A 21,938-nucleotide genomic window follows, 5' to 3' on the forward strand; every position below is an offset into this window, starting at 1 on the left:
CCTCTTAAATCCGCTCAGGTCGGGAGCGGCGCGTCACGTTTCAATTGGTCCATCACGATCTGGCTTTGCACACGTGCTACTGCAGGATGCGGCAGGATGACTTCGTGAAGCAAGCTGTTGAGTGCGGATAAGTCGTCACAATAGACATGAAGCAGGTAATCTGCCTCACCCGTCATCGTCCAGGCACTCGTGATCTCGGGGCGCGTGTTGACCATGCGGGAGAAGCTGGCGGATTGTTCGGGGCCATGTGTGCCCAGATGCACCTGAATGAACCCTTGAACCTGCAACCCCAGCATCAGCGGGTCCAGCCGGGCCGTATATCCGGTGATATAGCCCTCAGCCTCAAGGCGCTGTCGGCGGCGGCCCGCCTGACTGGCCGACAGGTTTAAAATCTCACCCAATTGATGTGCCGTCAGGTGCGCATCTTTCTGCAAAGCTGACAACAGTCGTGTGTCTGTTGCATCCAGCATGTGCGGTGAATCTCCGGTTTTTGTGTGTTTCGTGCGGATGTTCCGCGCTCAAATTCAGTCTACATGAAAACAATGCGCAGAAACAGCACCGAATAAGGCGTATTTTTGAATCAGCAAAGAAATTCCTGTTTTCCGAGGAGACGCGCCATGGGTCCTTTCCCGCATAACGCCCCGAAATCTGTCATCAGCGAAGAAAACCCAGCCGGCACCGACGGGTTCGAGTTCGTTGAATTTGCCCACCCCGAACCGCAGGAACTGCGCGATCTGTTTGCGCGGATGGGGTTCGAATATGTCGGCTACCACCGCGACACCCCCAAGGTCGAGCTGTGGCAGCAGGGCGATGTCACCTACATCCTGAACGCGGACCCCGACAGCTTTGCCGCGAAATTCGTCGCCGAGCATGGTCCTTGCGCCCCTGCGATGGGCTGGCGTGTTGTGGATGCGCAGAAGGCTTATGAGCACGCGATTGCCAAAGGGGCCGAGCCCTATGACGGTGCCGACAAGACCATGAATGTCCCGGCGATCAAGGGTATCGGTGGCTCGCTGATCTATTTCATCGATCAGTATTATGACACCTCGCCCTATAACGAGGAGTTTGAGTGGCTGGAGCAATCGAAACCGCGCGGTGATGGGTTCTATTACCTCGATCACCTGACCCACAACGTGTTCAAGGGTAACATGGACAAGTGGTTCAAATTCTACGGCGACCTGTTCAACTTCCGCGAAATTCGCTTCTTTGATATTCAGGGCAAGCATACAGGTCTTTTCAGCCGAGCGCTGACTTCTCCTTGCGGTCGCATCCGCATTCCGATCAATGAGGACCGGGGTGAAACCGGGCAGATCGTGTCTTACCTGAAGAAATACAATGGCGAGGGTATCCAGCATATCGCGGTGGGTAGCGATGATATCTATGGCTCGACCGATGCGATTGCCGAAAAGGGGTTGAAGTTCATGCCTGGCCCGAACGAGACATATTATGACATGTCTTACGACCGTGTGTCTGGCCATGATGAGCCCAAGCATCGAATGATGAAGCATGGTATTCTGATCGACGGCGAAGGCGTTGTTGATGGGGGTGAGACCAAGATCCTGCTTCAGATCTTCTCGAAAACCGTAATCGGCCCGATCTTCTTTGAATTCATTCAGCGCAAAGGCGACGATGGGTTTGGTGAGGGTAACTTCAAAGCCCTGTTTGAATCGATTGAACGCGAGCAGATTGAATCAGGTGAGATTTCGGCCGCCTGATCTGAGATCAATGAAAATAACTGAGCGCTCTGTTTACCAAACAGGGCGCTCTTCTTTTATCCGCGTGGCATCTTGAGGGTAATGTTCTTACCGCGTTTCTGATAGCGCAATTCGCTATCTCCGATGGCCACGACATTCCCACCATCGATACGATCACCCACTTTCAGCTTCTTGTAGCGCCCGCTGGGCAGGCGCACCAGGGCACGGCGATTGGCCGGGGTGCCATATACACCGATCAGGTTGAGTTTGCGTAGGTTGATGGCATTGTCGATGGTCGCCTGTCGCGCAACCGAGGCGGTTGTCGGTATCTTGGGTTTTACAGCCCTGGGCTGGAATGAACCGGCCTCATCACTGCTGGTTGCCACATTCGCGGTCGATCCCAGCGAAGCACTTTGGGTGCTGGGTTTCTTGGCAACCAATGCGGCGATATTCGCAGGGCGTGGCTTGGGGCGTGGAACAAGAACCACCGCCAGAGCGGTTGGTGTTTCGTCAACCTCGGGCTTGGATTGCAGGCTTTTCGGGCGCAGTTTTGGTCGCACCGAGGCCAATTCCTGACGAGACCGGCCACCCAATTGTTGTCTTTCGAATTGATCAACGAGGTTGTTGGGCCTTGGGCGGGGTCGGATTGATGCGAGCCTTTCGTCAACCTCTTCAACAACAACGGGCTCTGTCTCAAACCGTGTAGGGGATTCCGGAGGCACCGATGAAGGGCGGCCCAGGTAGACCATCACACCGGCTGGATTCAGAGTGCCCTCTGCGGTCGGCGTCACCAGACCACGTTCGTCCAACTCAAACCTCTGACCCGCGGCGCCGGGCAGGGTGGTCAACTCAAAAGCTTCGTCAGTTTCGAGGCTTTCATGCGGTGGCAGGGCAACGGTGTCGGTCGACAGATCAGCGCGATCAACCGAAGTTAGATAGACATCAGCAAGCTGTTCCAGCGGTGGTTCGGCCAACGGGTTCGGTTCAACAGGCGCGGTCCCAGTGAAGTCATGAAACTCTGTCCCGAAATCTGGCAGGCCAGAAATTTCTTCAACCGGTTCAGGAGCAACCTTCAAAGCTTCGAGAATGGCCTCATCAGTTGCAGACAGATCAGTTTCGTCACCGGTGTTCGGCTCGGCGGGTTCAGGTTCAATTGCGAGTTCCGCAACATCTGGTGCGCTGGGTTCCACAGTTGTCGGGACATCTTGCTGTGGCTCTGGAACTAAAACGGGCGCCTCTGCCACGACTGGTTCTGGGGCATCGACCATAGGTTCATCGCTGTTCAGTGACCAGAGACCAAGTACCATGCCCAATAGAACGGATGCAGCAACCGCCGGAATGACATATTTTTTCACCTCTACCGACGAAGAGATCGCGGGCGATTCAGCGCTTTGAGCGGAACGGAAAGCGGTCGGATCAGCGGTATCCGCGATGGGATGAATGGGAATACTCGATGCCTCATCAGGCGTGGCTGCCGGCGATTTTGCCACGAGCGCAGAGCTGATTTCATTTGACTGGAAGTCCATCTCAGACGCAGGCACTTCGTAAACGGACCCTGATAGAGCGTCTTCACCATTGGCACTAAGCCAGAACCCTTCTGGGATAAATCCATGTTCCACCGCAAATGAGTGCGCTTCTTTCAAAGTTTGCTGCGCGACTGCTGCGACGTGAATGTCCGAACCGTTCGGAGTTGCGACAAAGGTCAGCTCGGACAACTGGTATGGTGTTGCTGAGGCTAATGTTTCTTCAACTTTCTGCGTTGCCGCTTCGGTATCCATTCCATCGGTATCGACCGTCAAAAGACGTACCTGATCCGAAGGAATCACGAGCTTGCAGCTTAGGTTGTTTTCTAGTGCGAATCCCTGATCGCGAAGGGTCCGGATCTGATCAGTGAAATCCGGTGCATCCAACGGGATAGTGCCAATGCAGTACCAGTCTCCATCCGACTGGTGATGCAAGGAAATACCGTTTTCAGAAAATGACAGCACAAAGGCGGGTTTCATGATCGCGATGAACCATAATTGTCAGCTTCAATGCAAACGCTTGGATGTCTGCCCGACGAGATTAGAGCAGGAACTCGCCGAGGGAAAGAAAAAGGCGCGTTTCCCCCTTGCCGTGTACGGAGTATGACACCCATCTTAGCGACAAGTCATAAGGAGAGATCACCTTGAAGACACTTGCTTTTCTGGCTGCCATGACCGCAGCCGTCGCGGCGTTGCCTGCCCATGCGGAAGAACGTCGCATCACCGTCAGTGGAACCGGAACGGCCGTGGCTGCGCCAGATATGGCAACCATAACGCTTGGCGTGACGAACCAGGACGCCCAGGCATCGGTTGCGATGCAGGCGACCTCTGACGCTGTGACACAGATTCTAAAACGGTTGGATGAGATGGGCTTGGAATCACGGGATGTTCAGACCCGCGATCTGTCGTTGTCACCAGTCTGGTCTGGGCACAGGAACTCAAACGACGAAGCACCCAAGATCACCGGATTTACAGCCTCAAACCGTGTTTCTGTTCGAGTTCGGGATTTGGATAAACTGGGTCAGATTATGGATGCCGTCATCAAGGACGGGGCCAATGATTTTGGCGGCTTGAGCTTCAGTGTACAGGAGCCTAAGCCGCTTGAGGTTGAAGCGCGCGCGAAAGCGGTCGTAGACGCAACCGATAAGGCGCAACAATTGGCCGAGGCCTCAGGCGTGACTTTGGGTCCGGTGATTTCGATAAACGATCACGGTGGGGGCGTTCGCCCGATGGCCCAGATGCGCGAAATGGCGATGTCTGACGCCGGTGGCGTTCCTGTAGCGGGTGGAGAGATTTCCGTATCAGTCAATATCGCTATGGAGTTCGAAATCGCGGACTAAGCTACGCTTCAACGCGGGCTTGCAGCGGTTGTCGCTGCTGGCCCGCTGCATCGAAATTCCCCGGTGCAAGCCAATTCTCGAATGCTGCGCGAATGCGCGGCCATTCGCTGTCGATAATCGAGAACCAAGCGGTATCCCGGTTACGCCCTTTGTAATGGGTCGCTTGTCGGAAAATACCTTCGAACGTAAATCCCAAGCGTTCGGCCGCGCGCTTTGAGGGTGCGTTCAAAGCGTCGCATTTCCATTCGTAGCGGCGATAGCCAAGTTCATCGAACACCCGACGCATCATCAGATACATCACTTCGGTCGATTGCGGTTTACGTTGGAGCAGGGGTGAGAAATGGATATGGCCCACCTCGATTGCACCCGCTGCTGGTTCGACACGCAAATACGAGGCCATACCCACGGGCGTTTCTTCGGCATCCAACACCGTATGGAACATGGGATCGGCGTCCATGCAGTTGTTCTGCGCCCATGTGGTGAAATCAGCCTCAGAGGCGAAGGGGCCATAAGGCAAATAGGTCCAGTTATGGCCATCCGTGTCACTGGCAAACGCCCGGTACAATCCGGGCGCGTGCCGGTTCACATCCAGTGGCACAACGGAACAGAACCGGCCCTGCATCGGTGTGTAAGGCGGGGTGGGGCGAGGAAATTCGCCCGTGACCGGCAAGCCGATGGGTTGACCCAGTTCATTTGTGTTGTGCTTGGTCATTGGATTAGGCGCTCGCCTTGGACAGCGCTTGATCCAGATCGGCGATCAGATCGTCTGCGTCTTCGATGCCGATGGAGACGCGCACGACACCCGGGCCCGCGCCTGCAGCTTCCTGCTGCTCAGGCGTCAACTGCCGGTGGGTCGTCGAGGCCGAGTGGATGATCAGCGAGCGCGCATCGCCCAAGTTGGCCACATGGCTGAAGATTTCCAACGCGTTGACCAGCTTGATGCAGGCGTCATATCCGCCCTTGACTGCAAATGTGAACAGCGCACCAGCCCCGCGCGGGTAATGCGCTTTGACCCGATCATGATAAGGTGACGAGGGCAAGCCCGCATAGGTCACGTAGTCCACGCGATCATCCGCTTCCAGCCAGGCGGCGATCTTCTGGGCATTATCGACATGTCGCTCCATCCGCAGTGAGAGTGTCTCGATCCCCATAAGGGTATAATGTGCTGCCTGCGGGTTCATGGTCATACCCAGATCGCGCAGACCGATGGCAATGCCGTGGAAAGTGAAGGCCAGCGGGCCGAAAGTCTCGTGGAATTTCAGGCCGTGATACGCAGTCTCGGGCTCGCTGAGCGAGGGGAATTTGTCATTCGCAGACCAGTCAAACTTACCCGAATCCACGATACAACCGCCGGTGACAGTGCCGTTACCGGTCAGGTACTTGGTGGTTGAATGCACGACCAGAGTCGCGCCATGCTCGATCGGACGGCACAGGTAAGGCGTGGCCGAGGTGTTGTCGACGATCAGCGGGATGCCAGCCGCGTCTGCGACGTCCGCAAGCGCGCGGATGTCAGTGACATAACCGCCAGGGTTGGCGATGGATTCGCAGAACACCGCGCGGGTGTTTTCGTCGATGGCGGCTTTTACGGCGTCCAGATCGTCGGTGTCGACAAATTTGGCCGACCATCCGAAACGTTTGATGGTCTGGCTAAACTGCGTGACCGTGCCCCCGTACAAGCGGGTTGAGGCGACCACGTTGCAGCCCGGACCCATCAGTGGGAATAGCGCCATGATCTGCGCCGCGTGACCCGAGGAACAGCAGACAGCGCCGACGCCGCCCTCAAGCGTTGCCACGCGTTCTTGCAAAACAGCGACGGTCGGGTTGGTCAGACGCGAATAGATGAACCCAACTTCCTGCAAGTTGAACAACGCAGCAGCATGGTCGGCATCGCGAAACACATAGGCCGTAGTCTGGTAGATCGGTGTCTGACGCGCGCCGGTAGCGGGGTCGGGGCGGGCCCCGGCGTGAATCTGCAGCGTGTCGAAACCATAGGTGGGGCCATCAGACATCTTCGAAATCTCCTGTTGGAATGAGCGTTAGTAAATCTCTAGGACATTGCTTTGCACCACACAACGTCCACGTCACCGCAGCCAAAGTCCCTTGGCCTTGATGGTCTTGCGTATGACCTGTTCGCGTGCTGGTAGGTTGTTTCTGTCGAACATTGCCCGGATTTTTGCGCCTTTGCGCTGGATCACCAGTTTCTTCATCGGGTCATAGCCTTTGAGCACCTTCTTGATCTTGTTGGGGGCCACAACGGTCTCTAGCACCTCGACCACATGATCGCTTTCTCGCGCATAGAGCATCGGAAACAGGTGATAATGGCAGCTGACTGACCCATCCAACAGACCTTCTGGCAGCGCATCCCGACCACCGCCGAACGAGTGGATGACCAGCGGCAATGCCACCTGATCCAGCCAGGGGTCTAGGACCTGCCCGGTGAGTTCGGGGATACCTTCGTCCCGAATGGTACGGGCGTAATCAAGATACCGCCGACCAAACTGGTGAGGGCATTTGTAGAAGAAGTATCCCGCATTGAAATACAGGTAGTGTCGCCAATATCCCGGTGGCTGTCTGGAATCGAGCGAGCTTTCGAAATCCAGCCCGAATCGGTCATAAAGCGCGCGCCAGATGCCGTCATAACCGGGGCCATAAAGTGTGGGCTTCGGCCATGTGCCCTCGACACGGAGCGAGGCGCCGGGCCGGTTGAAATCAAATGGTACATCGGCAATTTCACCGGTGATCAATGTATCGGTGTCGAAGAAGACAAATGGCTCGCCTTCCGGCATCGCCAGCAGCGCTTCGATCTTGTTGCCGTGGGGATAGCTTGCTCCAAAGATTTGCGATTCGAAGGGCAAGATCTCAGCACCCAATTGCCGCAAGGCTTGCAACACGTCCTCATCCTGAATGCTCGGGTCTTGGGACCACAAGGGGCCTTTCTGAGGAACGCCAACAAAGAAACGTCCGGTAAATCCGGGTGAGCTATGGCGCAGCGATGCCGCGAACAATAGTGCCTCGTATTGCAGACGGTTGTTTTGCCCGATGATGAGGATGTTGAACGTCGTTGGGCTTGCCTGCATCTTTTCGCGCTTTCTAAACGGGCCGGAATTGGGCACCGGTCTCGACCGGAAGTACAACAAGCTGTGAAGGGCGTCAAAACCCCAGACGTGCCCGGTTTGAAATTCCGCGTCATGCTCCCATCTAATGTGACAGCAACGCAGGAGGATTGCAGATGCGCGTCAATGCAGATTTCACCCAGCGGGTCGCCGTTCACTTTGATCAGACCGCATGGGTCGCGTCACCGGCTGCCGGCGTTGAACGTAAGATGCTGGACCGCATTGGCGAGGAAGTGGCGCGGGCCACAACCATCGTGCGTTTTGCCCCTGGCAGCGCATTTTCAGCGCACACCCATGACGGAGGCGAGGAATATCTGGTGCTGGATGGTGTGTTTCAGGATGAAACCGGAGATTTTCCGGTCGGCAGCTATGTGCGTAATCCTCCGACCTCATCCCACACTCCTTCGGCCAGCGAAGGCGCGACGATCCTCGTCAAGCTTCACCAGTTCGACCCCAAAGACCGCACCGAAGTGCGTCGTTCCATCAACGGGGGCGGAGATATCGATTTGTTTAAGGATGCGCATGAGGATGTTCAGGTGCAATGCTGGGCTGCTGGTGAGCAAATTGAACTGGACTCTGGCAAGGGGCTTGAGGTCTTCGTTCTCGAAGGCAGCTTTATCGAGACAGGCGAAGAATTTGGTGTTTGGGATTGGCTGCGACTACCACCTGGATCACGCTCGACAGCCATCGCAGGAGAGGGTGGAGCCCGTGTTTGGATCAAATCCGGCCACCTAAGTGGGATGATCTGACGCCAAACGTGCTAACAATGTGAGCAATTATTAAGGAAATCCGGGCCATTTTTCCCGGATTTCTATTTTTTTGACCATTTGGTAAATTTACCAATTGATAAAAAATCAGAATGTGGCAAGCTGAAGCTCATAACAAACATATCTACAGGGAGTAGAGTGATGGCACAGGGCCAGATGGCACCCGGGATCGTCTCCGGGCGGCTTTCCAGCGATGAGCTGACCTCGAATTTCACCGATCTGCATCCGCCACTGGCCCCGCATGAGGCAGCCGTGGCCGCGGATCGTTGCTATTTCTGCTATGACGCACCATGTGTAACGGCCTGTCCGACGGATATCGATATTCCGTTGTTCATTCGTCAGATTCAGGCCGGGCAACCGCAGGCAGCAGGGCAGACTATTCTGGAACAAAATATCCTAGGCGGCATGTGCGCCCGGGTCTGTCCGACGGAGACGCTTTGTGAAGAGGCATGCGTGCGTGAGACGGCCGAAGGCAAGCCGGTCGAGATTGGACGCCTGCAGCGATATGCAACCGATGACGTGATGGCCTCGGGCGCGCATCCGTTCGAGCGCGCCGCGCTAACGGGCAAGACGGTCGCAGTGGTCGGGGCAGGGCCCGCTGGTCTGGCCTGTGCCCACCGTCTGGCGATGCTGGGGCATGATGTGGTGATCCACGAAGGCAAGCCCAAGCCGGGCGGTCTGAACGAATATGGCATTGCGGCGTATAAATCGACCAATGATTTTGCGCAGGCCGAGGTCGATTGGCTGTTAAAAATCGGTGGAATTGCGATTGAGACCGACTCGGTTCTGGGTGAGACGATTTCACTGGAAGGGCTGCAACATAACTATGACGCTGTGTTCCTGTCGATCGGACTGGCAGGGGTGAATGCGCTACGTGCAGATGGGGTCGATAAAGACGGGGTGCGCCCGGCGGTCGACTTTATCTCGGATGTGCGACAGGCCAGCGACCTGGCTGATCTCCCGGTCGGTCGGAATGTCGTTGTGATTGGCGGCGGCATGACTGCGGTGGATGCGGCAGTGAAATCGAAGCTGCTGGGGGCAGAGCACGTCACCATCGCCTATCGCCGAGGTCGCGACGCAATGGGGGCCAGCCGGTACGAACAGGATTTGGCGGCGTCGCACGGTGTTCGTATTCTGTGCAACGTTCAACCTGTGGCCATTCACGGAAATGGAGCCGCGGCAGAGATCGAATTGGAGTATACTGCTAGTCATGATGGTCGACTGACCGGTACAGGAGAAACCGTTCGTGTGCCTACCGATCAGGTTTTTAAGGCCATCGGTCAGACGCTTGACGGTGCGCCGGAAGGGCTAAGGCTGGATGGCAATAAGATTGCTGTAACCGGGGCAGGACGCACCTCGATTACCGGTGTGTGGGCTGGCGGAGACTGTGCAGCAGGTGGCGAAGACCTGACCGTTACCGCAGTGGCCGAGGGCCGCGATGCAGCGATGGATATCCATGCTGCTCTGAGCGCGTGAAACTCAAAGACAAAGATGCAGAACTGCATCAGGGAGGCCGGATAAATGGCTGATTTAACATCAAACTTTCTGGGAATTTCAAGTCCAAACCCTTATTGGCTGGCCTCCGCGCCACCGACGGATAAGGAATACAATGTTCGCCGCGCCTTCGAGGCCGGTTGGGGCGGTGTGGTATGGAAGACTTTGGGGTCCGAAGGCCCTCCGGTCGTAAACGTAAACGGGCCACGCTATGGCGCGATCTACGGCGCGGACCGCCGGTTGTTGGGTCTTAACAACATCGAACTGATCACCGACCGCCCGCTAGAGGTGAACCTTGAGGAAATGGCCCGCGTGAAGGCGGATTATCCGGATCGCGCCCTGATCGCCTCGATCATGGTGCCTTGTGAAGAGGCTGCGTGGAAGGCCATTCTGCCGCGTGTCGCTGAAACGGGCGCAGATGGGATCGAGCTGAATTTCGGTTGCCCACATGGGATGAGCGAGCGCGGCATGGGCTCGGCTGTGGGGCAGGTGCCGGAGTATATCGAAATGGTGACCCGGTGGTGCAAACAGTATTACGATCGCCCGGTTATCGTGAAACTGACGCCGAACATAACCGATATCCGCAAACCCGCCGCGGCCGCTAAGAACGGCGGTGCGGATGCGGTGTCGCTGATCAACACGATCAACTCGATTACCAGTGTAGATCTGGATACGTTCAGCCCCGAACCATCGATTGACGGCAAAGGCAGCCATGGTGGCTATTGTGGTCCGGCGGTGAAGCCGATTGCCTTGTCCATGGTGTCCGAGATTGCGCGTGCCGAAGCCACGCGTGGCCTGCCGATCTCGGGCATCGGCGGCGTGACCACTTGGCGTGACGCTGCCGAGTTTATCTCGCTTGGTTGTGGTAATGTTCAGGTCTGCACCGCAGCAATGACCTATGGCTTTAAGATCATCGACGAACTGACTGCAGGCTTGTCAGAATGGATGGACGAGAAAGGCTATACCAGCATCGATCAGGTGATCGGCCGCGCGGTGCCCAATGTCACTGACTGGCAATATTTGAATCTCAACTACATCGCAAAAGCGAAAATTGATCAGGACCAGTGTATCAAGTGTGGCCGCTGCTATGCCGCCTGCGAGGACACCAGCCATCAGGCGATTTCGATGTCGGCAGATCGGGTATTCGAAGTCATCGATGAAGAATGCGTTGCCTGCAACTTGTGTGTAGATGTCTGCCCGGTCGAAGGCTGTATCTCGATGGAGCCAATGGCAGCCGGAGAGGTTGATCCGCGCACGGGCAAAGTGGTTAATCCCGAATATGCCAACTGGACAACGCATCCGAACAATCCGATGGCCAAAGCCGCCGAGTAAGAGATACCGGAATCCCGCTACAACTGGTTCGGTGATACACTGCCGCTGACGGACAGGATCAAAGGAGCATGTCATGTCAGCGGCACCAATGGGTCGGAACAAGGGTGGCAACCGGGTCACAAAGCTTGATCGGGATACATCCAAGAAGAATGTCGCCCTTTCCAAAGCGAAACAACGCGACGCGCTTGCTGCAAAAAATTTTGTGAAACATCAAAAGCAGGTCAAAAAGGATCTGGAACAATTGATCAAACTTCGACGCTCGATCGAAGAGATGCTTAAGAAGCTGAAAGAGGACCGGCAACTGGATCAGAGATTTCTGAACCAAGTTACAAAAAAGGTTAAATCTCTCAAGGACTTTAGCGCTTTCATCAAAGCATCCGAACGTGAGCATTCGGTAGGTGTTCAGCAGCCCAAGATGTACACCGCAATTGTACGGGATGCCAGAAAAGTACCCAAAATCAATACAGTCAATACAATGGGCGACTTGACCATAATTCTGGCCATGACCATCGTAATTTTGAAGCGTATTCTTGCCTTGAAACCGGCGAAGTAACGTCTATGGCGTTAGAAGTTTGCGATAGAGTGTATCAACGAAAGTCTCGGCGCCTTCAAAAGGATCTTCGTCGCCCAAGATTGCGCGAACCTGCACGTCAAAATCTGCATAATGCTGGGTCAGAGCCCAGATTGAGAAAATCAAATGATAGGGATGCAGGCGCGCAATCTTTCCCTGATCCATCCAACGGGTAAGGATGGCTATTTTTTGATCGACCAGATTCTTGAGATCGCTGGATAAAGCATCGTGAATGCGGGGCGCTCCCTGAACCAGTTCATTTGCAAACAGGCGGCTTTCGCGGGGGAGGTCGCGACTCATCTCAAGCTTTCGGCGGACGTAAGATAAGATCTCTTCCAGCGGCTCTCCGTTTTCGTCAAGCTCGTGCAAAGGTGCCAACCATACCTCAAGTAAGCCAGTTAGAAGGGCAGTGTGAATCGCCTCTTTTGACGGGAAGTAATAGAGCAGATTGGGTTTACTCAATCCCGCCTCGGCGGCGATTTGGTCAACGGTGGCCCCGCGATATCCATGTGCAGAGAACACATTCAGGGCAGCGTCCAGAATCGCTGCTCGGTTTTTTTGCTGAATCCGTGTTGGCGCGCGGTCCTTGGGCATGTTTCCCTGTGCCTATTTTTGGTTTTCTGCGTGGCGGATATGTCGAAAATTTCGGCAATACCATGCATTTTCTTGACTGATGTCGAACCCGTGATAGCGTGAGTTTGACCAGATGGTCAAATCAAGACACTAAAAGCGAGCTAAATCGCAAGCAACAGGGAAGAAAAAGATGGCAGCTCCGGCGCAGAATCTCAGGATCAATGGCGACAGGTTATGGGACAGCCTGATGGAGATGGCCAAGATCGGGCCCGGTGTGGCGGGTGGCAATAATCGCCAGACGTTGACTGATGAGGATGCCGAAGGGCGCGCATTGTTTCAAAAGTGGTGCGAGGACGCGGGTTGCACCATGGGATTGGACCAGATGGGTAACATGTTCGCCCGTCGAGAAGGCGCTGATGCTGAAGCGTTGCCGGTATATGTTGGGTCGCATCTGGATACTCAGCCGACTGGCGGCAAATACGACGGTGTGCTTGGCGTGTTGGGTGGATTGGAGATCATTCGCACGTTGAATGATCTTGGGATCAAAACCAAGCACCCCATCGTCGCGACCAACTGGACCAACGAAGAGGGGACGCGATACGCGCCTGCGATGTTGTCTTCGGGCGTATTCGCCGGAATGCACACGCAGGATTGGGCCTATGATCGTGAGGATGCCGAGGGCAAAAAATTCGGGGATGAGTTGAACCGTATCGGCTGGCGCGGTGATGAAGAGGTGGGCGCGCGCAAGATGCACGCGTTCTTCGAACTGCACATCGAACAGGGCCCCATACTGGAAGCCGAGGGCAAGGATATCGGCGTTGTCACGCATGGCCAGGGGCTAAGCTGGACCCAAGTCACAGTGACTGGCAAGGATGCGCATACCGGGTCTACTCCGATGCCGATGCGTAAGAATGCCGGGCTGGCAATGGCACGTATTCTTGAGAAAGTGGATGAGATTGCGTGGTCACATGCGCCTCATGCCGTTGGTGCGGCGGGTCATATCGACGTGTACCCGAACTCGCGCAATGTGATCCCGGGAAAGGCGGTGTTTACGGTCGATTTCAGATCACCCGAGTTGGATGTGATCACCGATATGGAGAACCGGCTGCGCGTCGCGGCAGAGGATATCGTCAATGAGATGGGATTGCAGATCGAATTCGAGAAGGTTGGCGGCTTTGATCCAGTAAAATTCGATGAAGGTTGCGTTGCTGCGGTGCGCGACGCGGCTGAACGGTTGGGTTATTCACATACAGATATCATTTCAGGCGCGGGACATGATGCCTGCTGGATCAATCGAGTTGCCCCGACAGCGATGGTGATGTGCCCCTGCGTGGATGGGCTCAGCCACAATGAGGCTGAAGAAATCAGCAAGGATTGGGCTGCAGCCGGGGCGGATGTTTTGCTGCACGCCGTCGTTGAAACGGCCGAGATCGTGGAATAGGGGGCTCTGGCCCCGTCGCCCGATGGGCGAGTCCCCCGGAGATATTTTTAGCCAGATGAAGCAAGCGGCGCAGACCGCATCAGGGAGTTTAACATGAGCACTGTGATCAAGAACGGAACCGTTGTGACCGCTGATCTGACCTATAAGGCGGACGTGAAGGTTGAAGGTGGCGTGATTACTGAGATTGGGCCGGACCTGCGAGGTGATAAGGAACTGGATGCGTCGGGCTGTTATGTGATGCCGGGTGGAATCGATCCTCATACGCATCTTGAGATGCCGTTCATGGGGACCTATTCCAGCGATGATTTCGAAAGCGGGACGCGCGCAGCGCTGGCGGGCGGGACCACGATGGTGGTGGATTTTGCGCTGCCCAATCCGGGCGAAAGCCTGTTAGACGCGCTGAAACGCTGGGACAACAAGTCAACGCGTGCAAACTGTGATTATTCGTTCCACATGGCGGTGACCTGGTGGGGTGAGCAGGTGTTTGATGACATCAAAGCCGTCATCGAGACCCGCGGCATCAACACCTTCAAGCACTTTATGGCCTATAAAGGCGCGCTGATGGTGAACGATGATGAACTTTTTGCCTCGTTCAAACGTCTTGCGGAGCTAGGTGGCACCGCGATGGTCCATGCCGAGAATGGAGATGTGGTTGCTGAGCTGAGTGCGAAGTTGTTGGCCGAAGGAAATACAGGGCCAGAAGCGCATGCCTATTCCCGTCCACCGCAGGTGGAAGGCGAGGCAACCAACCGGGCGATCATGATCGCAGATATGGCAGGTGTGCCGCTCTATGTGGTGCATACCTCCTGCGAAGAGGCGCATGAGGCCATTCGGCGCGCCAAGATGCAGGGCAAGCGTGTATGGGGCGAGCCATTGATCCAACACCTGACCTTGGATGAAAGCGAGTACTTCCACCACGATTGGGAACACGCGGCACGTCGGGTTATGAGCCCTCCGTTCCGGAACAAGCAGCATCAGGACAGCCTTTGGAATGGTCTACAGTCTGGAACGTTGAGCGTTGTGGCCACAGACCATTGTGCGTTTACGACGGAGCAGAAACGGTATGGCGTGGGTGATTTCACCAAGATTCCGAACGGGACCGGAGGGTTGGAAGATCGGATGCCGATGCTATGGACCCATGGGGTGAATACCGGGCGTCTGACGCCGAATGAGTTCGTGGCTGTTACTTCAACTAACATCGCCAAGATATTGAATTGCTATCCGAAAAAGGGCGCAATTCTTGTGGGCGCGGATGCTGATTTGGTTGTTTGGGACCCGGACAAGGCCAAGGTAATCTCGGCCGAGACACAGCAATCCTCCATCGACTACAACGTCTTCGAGGGCAAAGAGGTGCGCGGGTTGCCTCGGTTCACGCTGACCCGCGGTGCGGTAGCCGTACATGATGGTGAGATTCAGACTCAGGAAGGGCACGGGAAGTTCGTCGCGCGTGAGGCCAATACCCATGTGAACAAGGCGCTAAGCACCTGGAAAGAGTTGACAGCGCCCCGGCCTGTTGAGCGGACAGGTATACCGGCAACGGGTGTGTAAACCTCTTGGGTCGCCTTTCCGGCGACCCGGGTCTGAGCTTCTTCAAGGCAATGGAATGAATACAGAAAATACTACTAAGCCCGTTATTGAGGCAAGGCAGCTGGATCTTACATTTCAGACGAATGATGGGCCTATTCATGCGCTGAAAGATGTGAACTTGTCGATTGGCAAGGGGGAGTTTGTCAGTTTCATCGGCCCATCTGGCTGTGGCAAAACCACTTTCCTACGCTGCATCGCGGCGCTTGAGACACCGACGGGTGGGTCTTTGAACGTGAATGGTATGACGCCGGATGAGGCGCGGAGAAACCGGGCTTACGGGTATGTGTTTCAGGCAGCGGGGCTGTATCCATGGCGAACGATTGCGAAAAATATCAAGCTGCCGCTCGAGATTATGGGCTATTTGTCTGCTGAGCAGGATGAGCGGGTTAAAAAGGTCTTGGAACTTGTTGATCTTGAAGGGTTTGGGGGCAAATTCCCCTGGCAGCTATCAGGCGGCATGCAGCAGCGAGCCAGCATTGCGCGAGCCCTGGCCTTTGATGCAGACATCTTGCTGATGGATGAACCGTTCGGTGCTTTGGATGAGATTGTACGCGACCATCTGAACGAACAGCTCTTGGCGTTGTGGGCGAGGACCGAGAAGACCATCGGCTTCGTGACCCATTCGATCCCCGAGGCGGTGTATCTCAGCACCAAGATCGTGGTCATGAGTCCGCGGCCTGGTCGGATCACGGATGTGATCGATAGTCCTCTGCCGAAAGAGCGGCCTTTGGATATCCGCGATACGCCCGAGTTTATCGAAGTCGCTCATCGCGTGCGCGAGGGGCTGAGGGCCGGTCATGGGGATGATGTTTGATGGCGGGTGACGGCATCAGACGGGCATCTTTGGATGATGTGACAGATTGCGCGCGGATCATTTGGACCTGGGCGAAGCAGACGGGCTGGATGCCCGATGAACTGCCGCAAGAGGAACTTGCAAGCCTGATCCGTGAGGCGTTTCCCAACCGGGACATCTGGGTCGCCGGAGATCCGCCTGATTGTTACATGTCGGTTGATCCGGTCGAGAACAAAGTGGGCGCGCTTTATTGTCTGCGGACGGGACGGGGTGTCGGAAAACGGTTGTTGGATAAAGCGAAGGAGGGGCGCGACCATCTTTGGCTAACGACGCATGTGCCGAATGTGGACGCTCAGCGGTTCTATCGTCGTGAAGGGTTTATCGAGACGGGACGGGAGCCTCCGGTGCCGCCTGACACGGTACCTGTCATTCGGATGGAGTGGCAGGCATGAAGCAAATTATTGCAGTCCTCACTGTCCTCGCCGCCATTGTTATCGTGTGGTACGCGGCTTGTATCCCGATGAATATCAAAGGGGTTCTGACTGAACAGGAGCGTGCGGGGGCCGAAGTCCAGCCGCCCTCAGCCAAAGATCGCCGAGACATGGGCGAGATCGGATTGGCCCTGAATAACGCTTTCGCCATACCTGCGACATGGGAGCAAGAGCGTCCGCGCCTTCCAGCGCCCCATCAGGTTGCGATTGAAATGTGGGAGACCACGGTTCAGAAGAAAATCACCTCTAAACGCTCGCTGATCTATCATGGCTGGGTCACGTTAAGTGCCACAATGTTGGGTTTCGTTATCGGGACCGGGCTGGGCATTCTTCTGGCCGTTGGAATCGTGCATAGCCGGGTGATGGACTTGTCGGTGATGCCTTGGGCGATTGTTAGCCAGACCATCCCGATCATCGCGTTGGCGCCGATGATCATTGTTGTCCTGTATTCGGTCGGCGTGCAGGGGATCATTCCTAAGGCGATCATTTCGGCCTATCTCAGCTTTTTCCCGGTTGTCGTAGGCATGGTCAAAGGTCTGCGCAGTCCGGATGCCATGCAGCTTGATCTGCTGCGGACGTATAGTGCCAGCCGCTCGCAGGGGTTCTGGAAGCTGCGCCTGCCGGCCTCGATGCCCTATCTGTTTACATCGCTGAAAATTGGCGTCGCTGCGTCTTTGGTAGGGGCCATCGTTGGAGAGCTGCCGACAGGTGCTGTGGCGGGGTTGGGCGCGCGATTGCTCGCAGGCAGCTATTACGGCCAGACCGTGCAAATCTGGTCAGCGCTGTTTGCCGCGGCCATTCTTGCCGCTTGTCTTGTAGGGTTGTTGGGGCTGATTGAGCGGACGGTTCTGAAACGGATGGGGATGGCACAATGATACCTATTCTTGGTGCAATAGCTGTCTGGTTATTGGGCTGGTGGTTGAACAGCCGTCTGGCCAGCGGACCCTATTCCGACACACGGATGGTGCGGTTTCTTGCGCCTTTGATCTTCGGTCTAACCGTCATTGGCATCTGGGAGTTGGTCGTGCGCGGCCTCGAGGTGCCATTGGTCATCCTGCCGGCACCATCTGTCATCTGGGTTCGTTTCTGGGACAGCTTGCCAACTCTTTGGGCGGACTTTGTACAAACGATCATCAAAGGTGCGCTGAGCGGCTACATCATTGGCTGTGGCTCGGCATTCCTGATGGCGATTGCGGTGGATCGCTGGGATTTCCTGCGTCTCGGGTTGCTGCCCGTCGGAAACTTCGTCGCAGCACTGCCGATCGTTGGCACCGCGCCTATTCTGGTAATGTGGTTCGGCTTCGACTGGCATTCGAAGGCGGCCGTTGTCGTAGTGATGGTGTTCTTCCCAATGCTGGTGAACACGGTGGCGGGGCTGCGCGAAGCCACTGCGATGCAGAGGGATTTGATGGAGACCTATGCGGCCACCTATTGGCAAAGCTTTCTTAAACTGCGCCTGCCTGCCGCGATGCCATTCATTTTCAACGGGTTAAAGATTTCTACCACACTCGCCCTGATCGGGGCTATCGTGGCTGAGTTCTTTGGCTCACCCACCCTGGGCATGGGCTTTCGGATATCCACCAGCGTCGGGCAATTGTCGCTGGATATGGTGTGGGCCGAGATCGTGGTCGCAGCGCTGGCCGGGACGGCCTTTTATGGCCTTGTGGCGATGATCGAAAAGGCGGTGACCTTCTGGCATCCGTCTCAGAGAGGATAAATGGAATAATTCAACAGACCCCACAAACGGGGCAAACATAAGCAACTAGGAGATATGATGATGAAGAAGCTACTCAGCGGGGCGGTTGCCGCCTTTAGTCTGGCAGCCAGCGCGGCACTTGCTGCGGATGAGGTGACGCTGCAATTGAAGTGGGTCACGCAAGCCCAGTTTGCAGGCTACTATGTGGCGAAAGACAAGGGGTTCTATGAAGAAGAGGGGCTGGACGTTACTATTCTGCCCGGTGGTCCCGACATTGCACCCACTCAGGTGATTGCAGGCGGTGGTGCAGACGTGACGGTTGAATGGATGCCAGCCGCGTTGGCCGCGCGTGAAAAGGGTTTGCCTCTGGTAAACATCGCACAGCCCTTCAAAAGCTCAGGCATGATGCTCACTTGCTGGAAGGATGCTGGAATTGCTGCACCCGAGGACCTGAAGAACCGTACTTTGGGTGTTTGGTTCTTTGGCAACGAATTCCCGTTCATGAGCTGGATGAGCCAGCTGGGTATCAGCACCGATGGAAAAAGCGACAGCGGTGTCGAGGTTCTTAAGCAGGGCTTCAACGTTGACCCGCTACTGCAGCGCCAAGCTGATTGCATCAGCACTATGACCTACAATGAATACTGGCAGGTCATCGATGCCGGTGTCACGCCCGAGGAACTGGTGACCTTCAAATACGAAGATCAAGGCGTCGCCACGCTTGAGGATGGCCTCTATGTGCTTGAGGAAAACCTGAGCGATGCGGCCTTTGCCGACAAGATGGAGCGTTTTGTCCGTGCCTCGATGAAAGGCTGGAAATACGCCGAAGAGAATCCGGATGAGGCTGCTGAGATCGTTCTTGAAAATGATGCAACCGGTGCCCAGACCGAAGAGCATCAGAAACGCATGATGGGTGAGATTGCCAAGCTAACCGCAGGGTCGAATGGTGCTCTGGACCCGGCTGATTTCAATCGTACGGTTGAGACTCTGCTGGCCGGTGGTTCCGATCCAGTTATCACCAAGCAGCCTGATGGTGCTTGGACACACCAAATCACGGATGCTGCGCTGAACTAAGTTCAGCAACGCGCGCAACATCTAAACGCGGTCCCATTGGGGCCGCGTTTTCTGTTGTAGATGCCGGAATCGTGCCTGTACTTACTGCTTGAAAGGTATAGTATTTCACTGAAATTACCGGCAATTAGTGACGCCGTAAAACCTATCAGGTAGAAAATGCATAGTTTTGCATCAGAATTCAATCAAGCGATCTCGTTGATCCTGAATGGGGATGCCGAGTTGTGGGCAATTGTTCTGTTGTCGCTGCGTGTTTCGGTATTTGCGGTGCTGATTTCGGCAGTCATTGGAATGCCTGTCGGGGCAGCATTGGCAGTCGCCCGATTTCCAGGGCGGCGCGCGCTTATCATTTTGATGAACGCTCTGATGGGATTGCCACCGGTTGTCGTCGGATTGCTGGTTTACCTGATGTTATCCCGATCTGGCCCATTGGGTGTGTTGGAACTGCTCTACACACCTACCGCCATGATCATAGCGCAAGTGGTTCTGGTGACGCCGATCATGGCCGCGCTTACCCGCCAGGTGGTTGAAATGCTGGCCGAGGAATATTCCGAACAGCTCCGCTCGCTTGGGGTATCGAGGTTGGCCTCGGTTCCGGTGTTATTGTGGGACGCGCGGTTGGCGCTGGTTACCGCCTTGTTGGCTGGGTTTGGCCGGGCGATTGCCGAGGTTGGTGCGGTGATCATAGTGGGTGGAAACATCAATCACGTCACACGCGTGATGACGACCACGATCGCTCTTGAAACCTCCAAAGGTAACCTTGCGATGGCGCTGGCCTTGGGGGTGATCCTGATCGGCTTGGCCGTGGCGGTAAACGCGATGGTCAGTGCGCTGACACTTCGTGCCGAGCGGGAAGGGCTGCGCCATGCGTGATGTCGTGACCGGGGCGCCGGGTATTCTGGACGTGAGCGGCCTGAGTATTGCACGTAATGGCAAGGCATTGCTGGACGTCCCGCACCTTTGTCTGGATGGTCCGGGCCCGACCCTTATTCTTGGACCGAATGGGGCGGGTAAAAGTCTGCTGCTGCGTTGCCTGCACGGACTGATACAACCAGATCGGGGACGGGTTTGTCAGAACGGTGCTGTGTTGAATGCCCGCCACAAGGCACGACAGGCGATGGTATTTCAAAGCCCTGTTTTGCTGCGCCGTTCTGTTGCTGCCAATCTGGACTTTGTTCTGAAACGGCGATCCATGCCGCGCGCGGAAAGGAAGCATCGTATTGAATCCTTGCTGGATGAGGGCGGGCTAGGTGGCAAGGCGCGTCAACCCGCGCGTTCGCTTTCCGGTGGTGAGGCGCAAAGGCTCGCAATATTGCGCGCATTGGCCTTGGACCCCGAGACGTTGTTTTTGGATGAACCCACCAGCGCACTGGATCCCAGCGCAACGCAGATGATCGAACGGATGATCCTGCGCGCCTCTGAGCGGGGCGTACGCATCGTTATGGTGACGCATGACATTGGACAAGCACGCCGGTTGGCATCTGACATAGTGATGATGCAAGCAGGGCGAGTTGTTGAACACGGTAAAGCAATGCAGGTTCTGGAAGCACCAGAAAGCGACGAGTCGCGCCGGTATCTGGCCGGTGGCCTCGTTACCTGATTTATACAGATGGAGAAATGGGATGATCCCTGATTTCATTCGGGCATCAATTGTTGCGCTTGGGCTAACCGCTGGCGCAAGTTTGGCGGAAGAACCCTTTATTATCGTGCAGTCTACGACCTCTACTCAAAACTCGGGTTTGCTGGATTATATTTTGCCCGGGTTTGAGGCCGAAACCGGTATTGACGTGCGGGTTGTGGCTGTTGGAACTGGTCAGGCGATCCGAAATGCAATCAACGGGGATGGTGATGTCCTGTTGGTTCATTCCAAAACAGCCGAAGAGCAGTTCGTTGCTGATGGTTGGGGGGTTGAGAGGTTTGATGTCATGTATAATGACTTTGTTCTCGTCGGCCCGAAATCTGACCCGGCCGAGGTCAAGGGCGATACCGATATCATCGCAGCCCTTGCGGCAGTGGCCAGCTCCAAAGCGCCCTTCGTTTCGCGCGGCGACGACAGCGGAACCCACAAGGCCGAGATGCGTTATTGGCAGGTGACAGATGTCGACCCGACAGTTGCGTCGGGAACATGGTATCGCGAGGCCGGAGCGGGCATGGGCGCATCGCTTAATATCGCGAGCGGAATGGGCGCTTATATCCTGACGGATCGCGCAACATGGCTTTCATTTGGAAATCGAGGTGATCTGGAAATCCTGGTTGAAGGCGACCCTCGAATGTTCAACCAATATGGCGTGATACTGGTGAACCCAGAGAAGCACTCAAGAGTTCGTGCAACTTCGGGGCAGAGGTTCATTGATTGGTTGATTGGCCCTGATGGTCAGGCGGCGATTGAATCCTATGAGTTGGATGGGCAGCAGATGTTCTTTCCGAACGCAAAATGAATTTCATCTTTGGCAAT

General features: G+C 55.7%; 22 protein-coding genes. 16 read left to right on the forward strand and 6 right to left on the reverse strand.

Annotated features, from left to right (window positions below):
• Window positions 1-14 precede the first annotated feature (14 nt).
• Window positions 15-470, reverse strand: a complete 456-nt coding sequence (locus tag ACR0DU_RS01510) for an Lrp/AsnC family transcriptional regulator (protein WP_480872087.1) — start codon at window positions 468-470, stop codon at window positions 15-17.
• Window positions 471-617: 147 nt separating this feature from the next.
• Between ACR0DU_RS01510 and hppD the strand changes: the two genes are divergently transcribed.
• Window positions 618-1,715: a 4-hydroxyphenylpyruvate dioxygenase gene (gene hppD, locus ACR0DU_RS01515; protein WP_010439415.1), complete on the forward strand. Its 1,098-nt coding sequence runs from the start codon at window positions 618-620 to the stop codon at window positions 1,713-1,715.
• A gap of 56 nt (window positions 1,716-1,771) precedes the next feature.
• On the opposite strand, the gene ACR0DU_RS01520 is transcribed toward hppD, so the two are convergent.
• The gene (locus tag ACR0DU_RS01520) at window positions 1,772-3,697 is read right to left on the reverse strand and encodes a hypothetical protein (RefSeq protein ID WP_480872089.1); all 1,926 of its coding nucleotides are present in this window, start codon (window positions 3,695-3,697) and stop codon (window positions 1,772-1,774) included.
• 164 nt (window positions 3,698-3,861) lie between these two features.
• Here ACR0DU_RS01520 and ACR0DU_RS01525 point away from each other — a divergent pair, with 164 nt between their 5' ends.
• Window positions 3,862-4,557 (forward strand): SIMPL domain-containing protein, encoded by a 696-nt coding sequence (locus ACR0DU_RS01525; RefSeq protein WP_480872091.1) that lies wholly within the window; start codon window positions 3,862-3,864, stop codon window positions 4,555-4,557.
• Between the two features lies 1 nt (window position 4,558).
• Here ACR0DU_RS01525 and ACR0DU_RS01530 read toward each other — a convergent pair whose 3' ends face one another.
• The 3 genes from ACR0DU_RS01530 to ACR0DU_RS01540 form a co-directional block, all read right to left on the reverse strand.
• Window positions 4,559-5,269 carry a GNAT family N-acetyltransferase gene (locus ACR0DU_RS01530; protein ID WP_170778971.1) on the reverse strand — a complete coding sequence of 237 codons (711 nt, stop codon included), beginning with the start codon at window positions 5,267-5,269 and terminating at the stop codon, window positions 4,559-4,561.
• A 4-nt stretch (window positions 5,270-5,273) separates the two neighbouring features.
• A complete protein-coding gene (locus ACR0DU_RS01535) occupies window positions 5,274-6,566 on the reverse strand; it encodes an O-acetylhomoserine aminocarboxypropyltransferase/cysteine synthase family protein (RefSeq protein WP_480872093.1) in 1,293 nt (430 codons plus the stop codon).
• A 72-nt stretch (window positions 6,567-6,638) separates the two neighbouring features.
• Window positions 6,639-7,634 carry a hypothetical protein gene (locus ACR0DU_RS01540; protein WP_170778967.1) on the reverse strand — a complete coding sequence of 332 codons (996 nt, stop codon included), beginning with the start codon at window positions 7,632-7,634 and terminating at the stop codon, window positions 6,639-6,641.
• Window positions 7,635-7,786: 152 nt separating this feature from the next.
• Here ACR0DU_RS01540 and ACR0DU_RS01545 point away from each other — a divergent pair, with 152 nt between their 5' ends.
• The 4 genes from ACR0DU_RS01545 (at window position 7,787) to ACR0DU_RS01560 (ending at window position 11,816) form a co-directional block, all read left to right on the forward strand.
• Entirely contained in the window at window positions 7,787-8,419 is a 633-nt protein-coding gene (locus ACR0DU_RS01545) for a cupin domain-containing protein (RefSeq protein ID WP_170770482.1), read from the forward strand.
• Window positions 8,420-8,578: 159 nt separating this feature from the next.
• Window positions 8,579-9,913: an NAD(P)-dependent oxidoreductase gene (locus ACR0DU_RS01550; protein WP_480872095.1), complete on the forward strand. Its 1,335-nt coding sequence runs from the start codon at window positions 8,579-8,581 to the stop codon at window positions 9,911-9,913.
• 45 nt (window positions 9,914-9,958) lie between these two features.
• A complete protein-coding gene (preA, locus tag ACR0DU_RS01555; RefSeq protein WP_480872096.1) occupies window positions 9,959-11,263 on the forward strand; it encodes an NAD-dependent dihydropyrimidine dehydrogenase subunit PreA in 1,305 nt (434 codons plus the stop codon).
• A gap of 73 nt (window positions 11,264-11,336) precedes the next feature.
• A complete protein-coding gene (locus ACR0DU_RS01560; RefSeq protein ID WP_480872098.1) occupies window positions 11,337-11,816 on the forward strand; it encodes a hypothetical protein in 480 nt (159 codons plus the stop codon).
• A 3-nt stretch (window positions 11,817-11,819) separates the two neighbouring features.
• On the opposite strand, the gene ACR0DU_RS01565 is transcribed toward ACR0DU_RS01560, so the two are convergent.
• Window positions 11,820-12,428: a TetR family transcriptional regulator C-terminal domain-containing protein gene (locus ACR0DU_RS01565; protein ID WP_480872100.1), complete on the reverse strand. Its 609-nt coding sequence runs from the start codon at window positions 12,426-12,428 to the stop codon at window positions 11,820-11,822.
• A 169-nt stretch (window positions 12,429-12,597) separates the two neighbouring features.
• Between ACR0DU_RS01565 and ACR0DU_RS01570 the strand changes: the two genes are divergently transcribed.
• From ACR0DU_RS01570 to ACR0DU_RS01615, 10 genes are all read left to right on the forward strand, one after another.
• Window positions 12,598-13,848: a Zn-dependent hydrolase gene (locus ACR0DU_RS01570; RefSeq protein WP_319546961.1), complete on the forward strand. Its 1,251-nt coding sequence runs from the start codon at window positions 12,598-12,600 to the stop codon at window positions 13,846-13,848.
• A gap of 93 nt (window positions 13,849-13,941) precedes the next feature.
• Window positions 13,942-15,396 carry a dihydropyrimidinase gene (hydA, locus tag ACR0DU_RS01575; RefSeq protein ID WP_480872102.1) on the forward strand — a complete coding sequence of 485 codons (1,455 nt, stop codon included), beginning with the start codon at window positions 13,942-13,944 and terminating at the stop codon, window positions 15,394-15,396.
• A gap of 55 nt (window positions 15,397-15,451) precedes the next feature.
• Window positions 15,452-16,249, forward strand: a complete 798-nt coding sequence (locus tag ACR0DU_RS01580; protein ID WP_480454691.1) for an ABC transporter ATP-binding protein — start codon at window positions 15,452-15,454, stop codon at window positions 16,247-16,249.
• Entirely contained in the window at window positions 16,249-16,680 is a 432-nt protein-coding gene (locus tag ACR0DU_RS01585; RefSeq protein WP_480872104.1) for a GNAT family N-acetyltransferase, read from the forward strand. The genes ACR0DU_RS01580 and ACR0DU_RS01585 overlap by 1 nt, the downstream gene beginning before the upstream one ends.
• Window positions 16,677-17,594 carry an ABC transporter permease gene (locus ACR0DU_RS01590; RefSeq protein WP_480872106.1) on the forward strand — a complete coding sequence of 306 codons (918 nt, stop codon included), beginning with the start codon at window positions 16,677-16,679 and terminating at the stop codon, window positions 17,592-17,594. Before ACR0DU_RS01585 ends, ACR0DU_RS01590 begins: the two co-directional genes overlap by 4 nt.
• Window positions 17,591-18,436, forward strand: a complete 846-nt coding sequence (locus ACR0DU_RS01595) for an ABC transporter permease (RefSeq protein ID WP_319546966.1) — start codon at window positions 17,591-17,593, stop codon at window positions 18,434-18,436. The genes ACR0DU_RS01590 and ACR0DU_RS01595 overlap by 4 nt, the downstream gene beginning before the upstream one ends.
• Window positions 18,437-18,496: 60 nt before the next feature.
• Window positions 18,497-19,486 carry an ABC transporter substrate-binding protein gene (locus ACR0DU_RS01600; RefSeq protein WP_010439453.1) on the forward strand — a complete coding sequence of 330 codons (990 nt, stop codon included), beginning with the start codon at window positions 18,497-18,499 and terminating at the stop codon, window positions 19,484-19,486.
• Window positions 19,487-19,642: 156 nt separating this feature from the next.
• Complete coding sequence (locus ACR0DU_RS01605) at window positions 19,643-20,356, forward strand: ABC transporter permease (protein WP_170469511.1); 714 nt, start codon at window positions 19,643-19,645, stop codon at window positions 20,354-20,356.
• Window positions 20,349-21,083 (forward strand): ATP-binding cassette domain-containing protein, encoded by a 735-nt coding sequence (locus ACR0DU_RS01610; RefSeq protein WP_010439458.1) that lies wholly within the window; start codon window positions 20,349-20,351, stop codon window positions 21,081-21,083. The genes ACR0DU_RS01605 and ACR0DU_RS01610 overlap by 8 nt, the downstream gene beginning before the upstream one ends.
• Before the next feature lie 22 nt (window positions 21,084-21,105).
• Complete coding sequence (locus ACR0DU_RS01615) at window positions 21,106-21,921, forward strand: ABC transporter substrate-binding protein (RefSeq protein WP_480454696.1); 816 nt, start codon at window positions 21,106-21,108, stop codon at window positions 21,919-21,921.
• Window positions 21,922-21,938 lie beyond the last annotated feature (17 nt).

This window comes from Ruegeria sp. G2 (assembly GCF_056533505.1).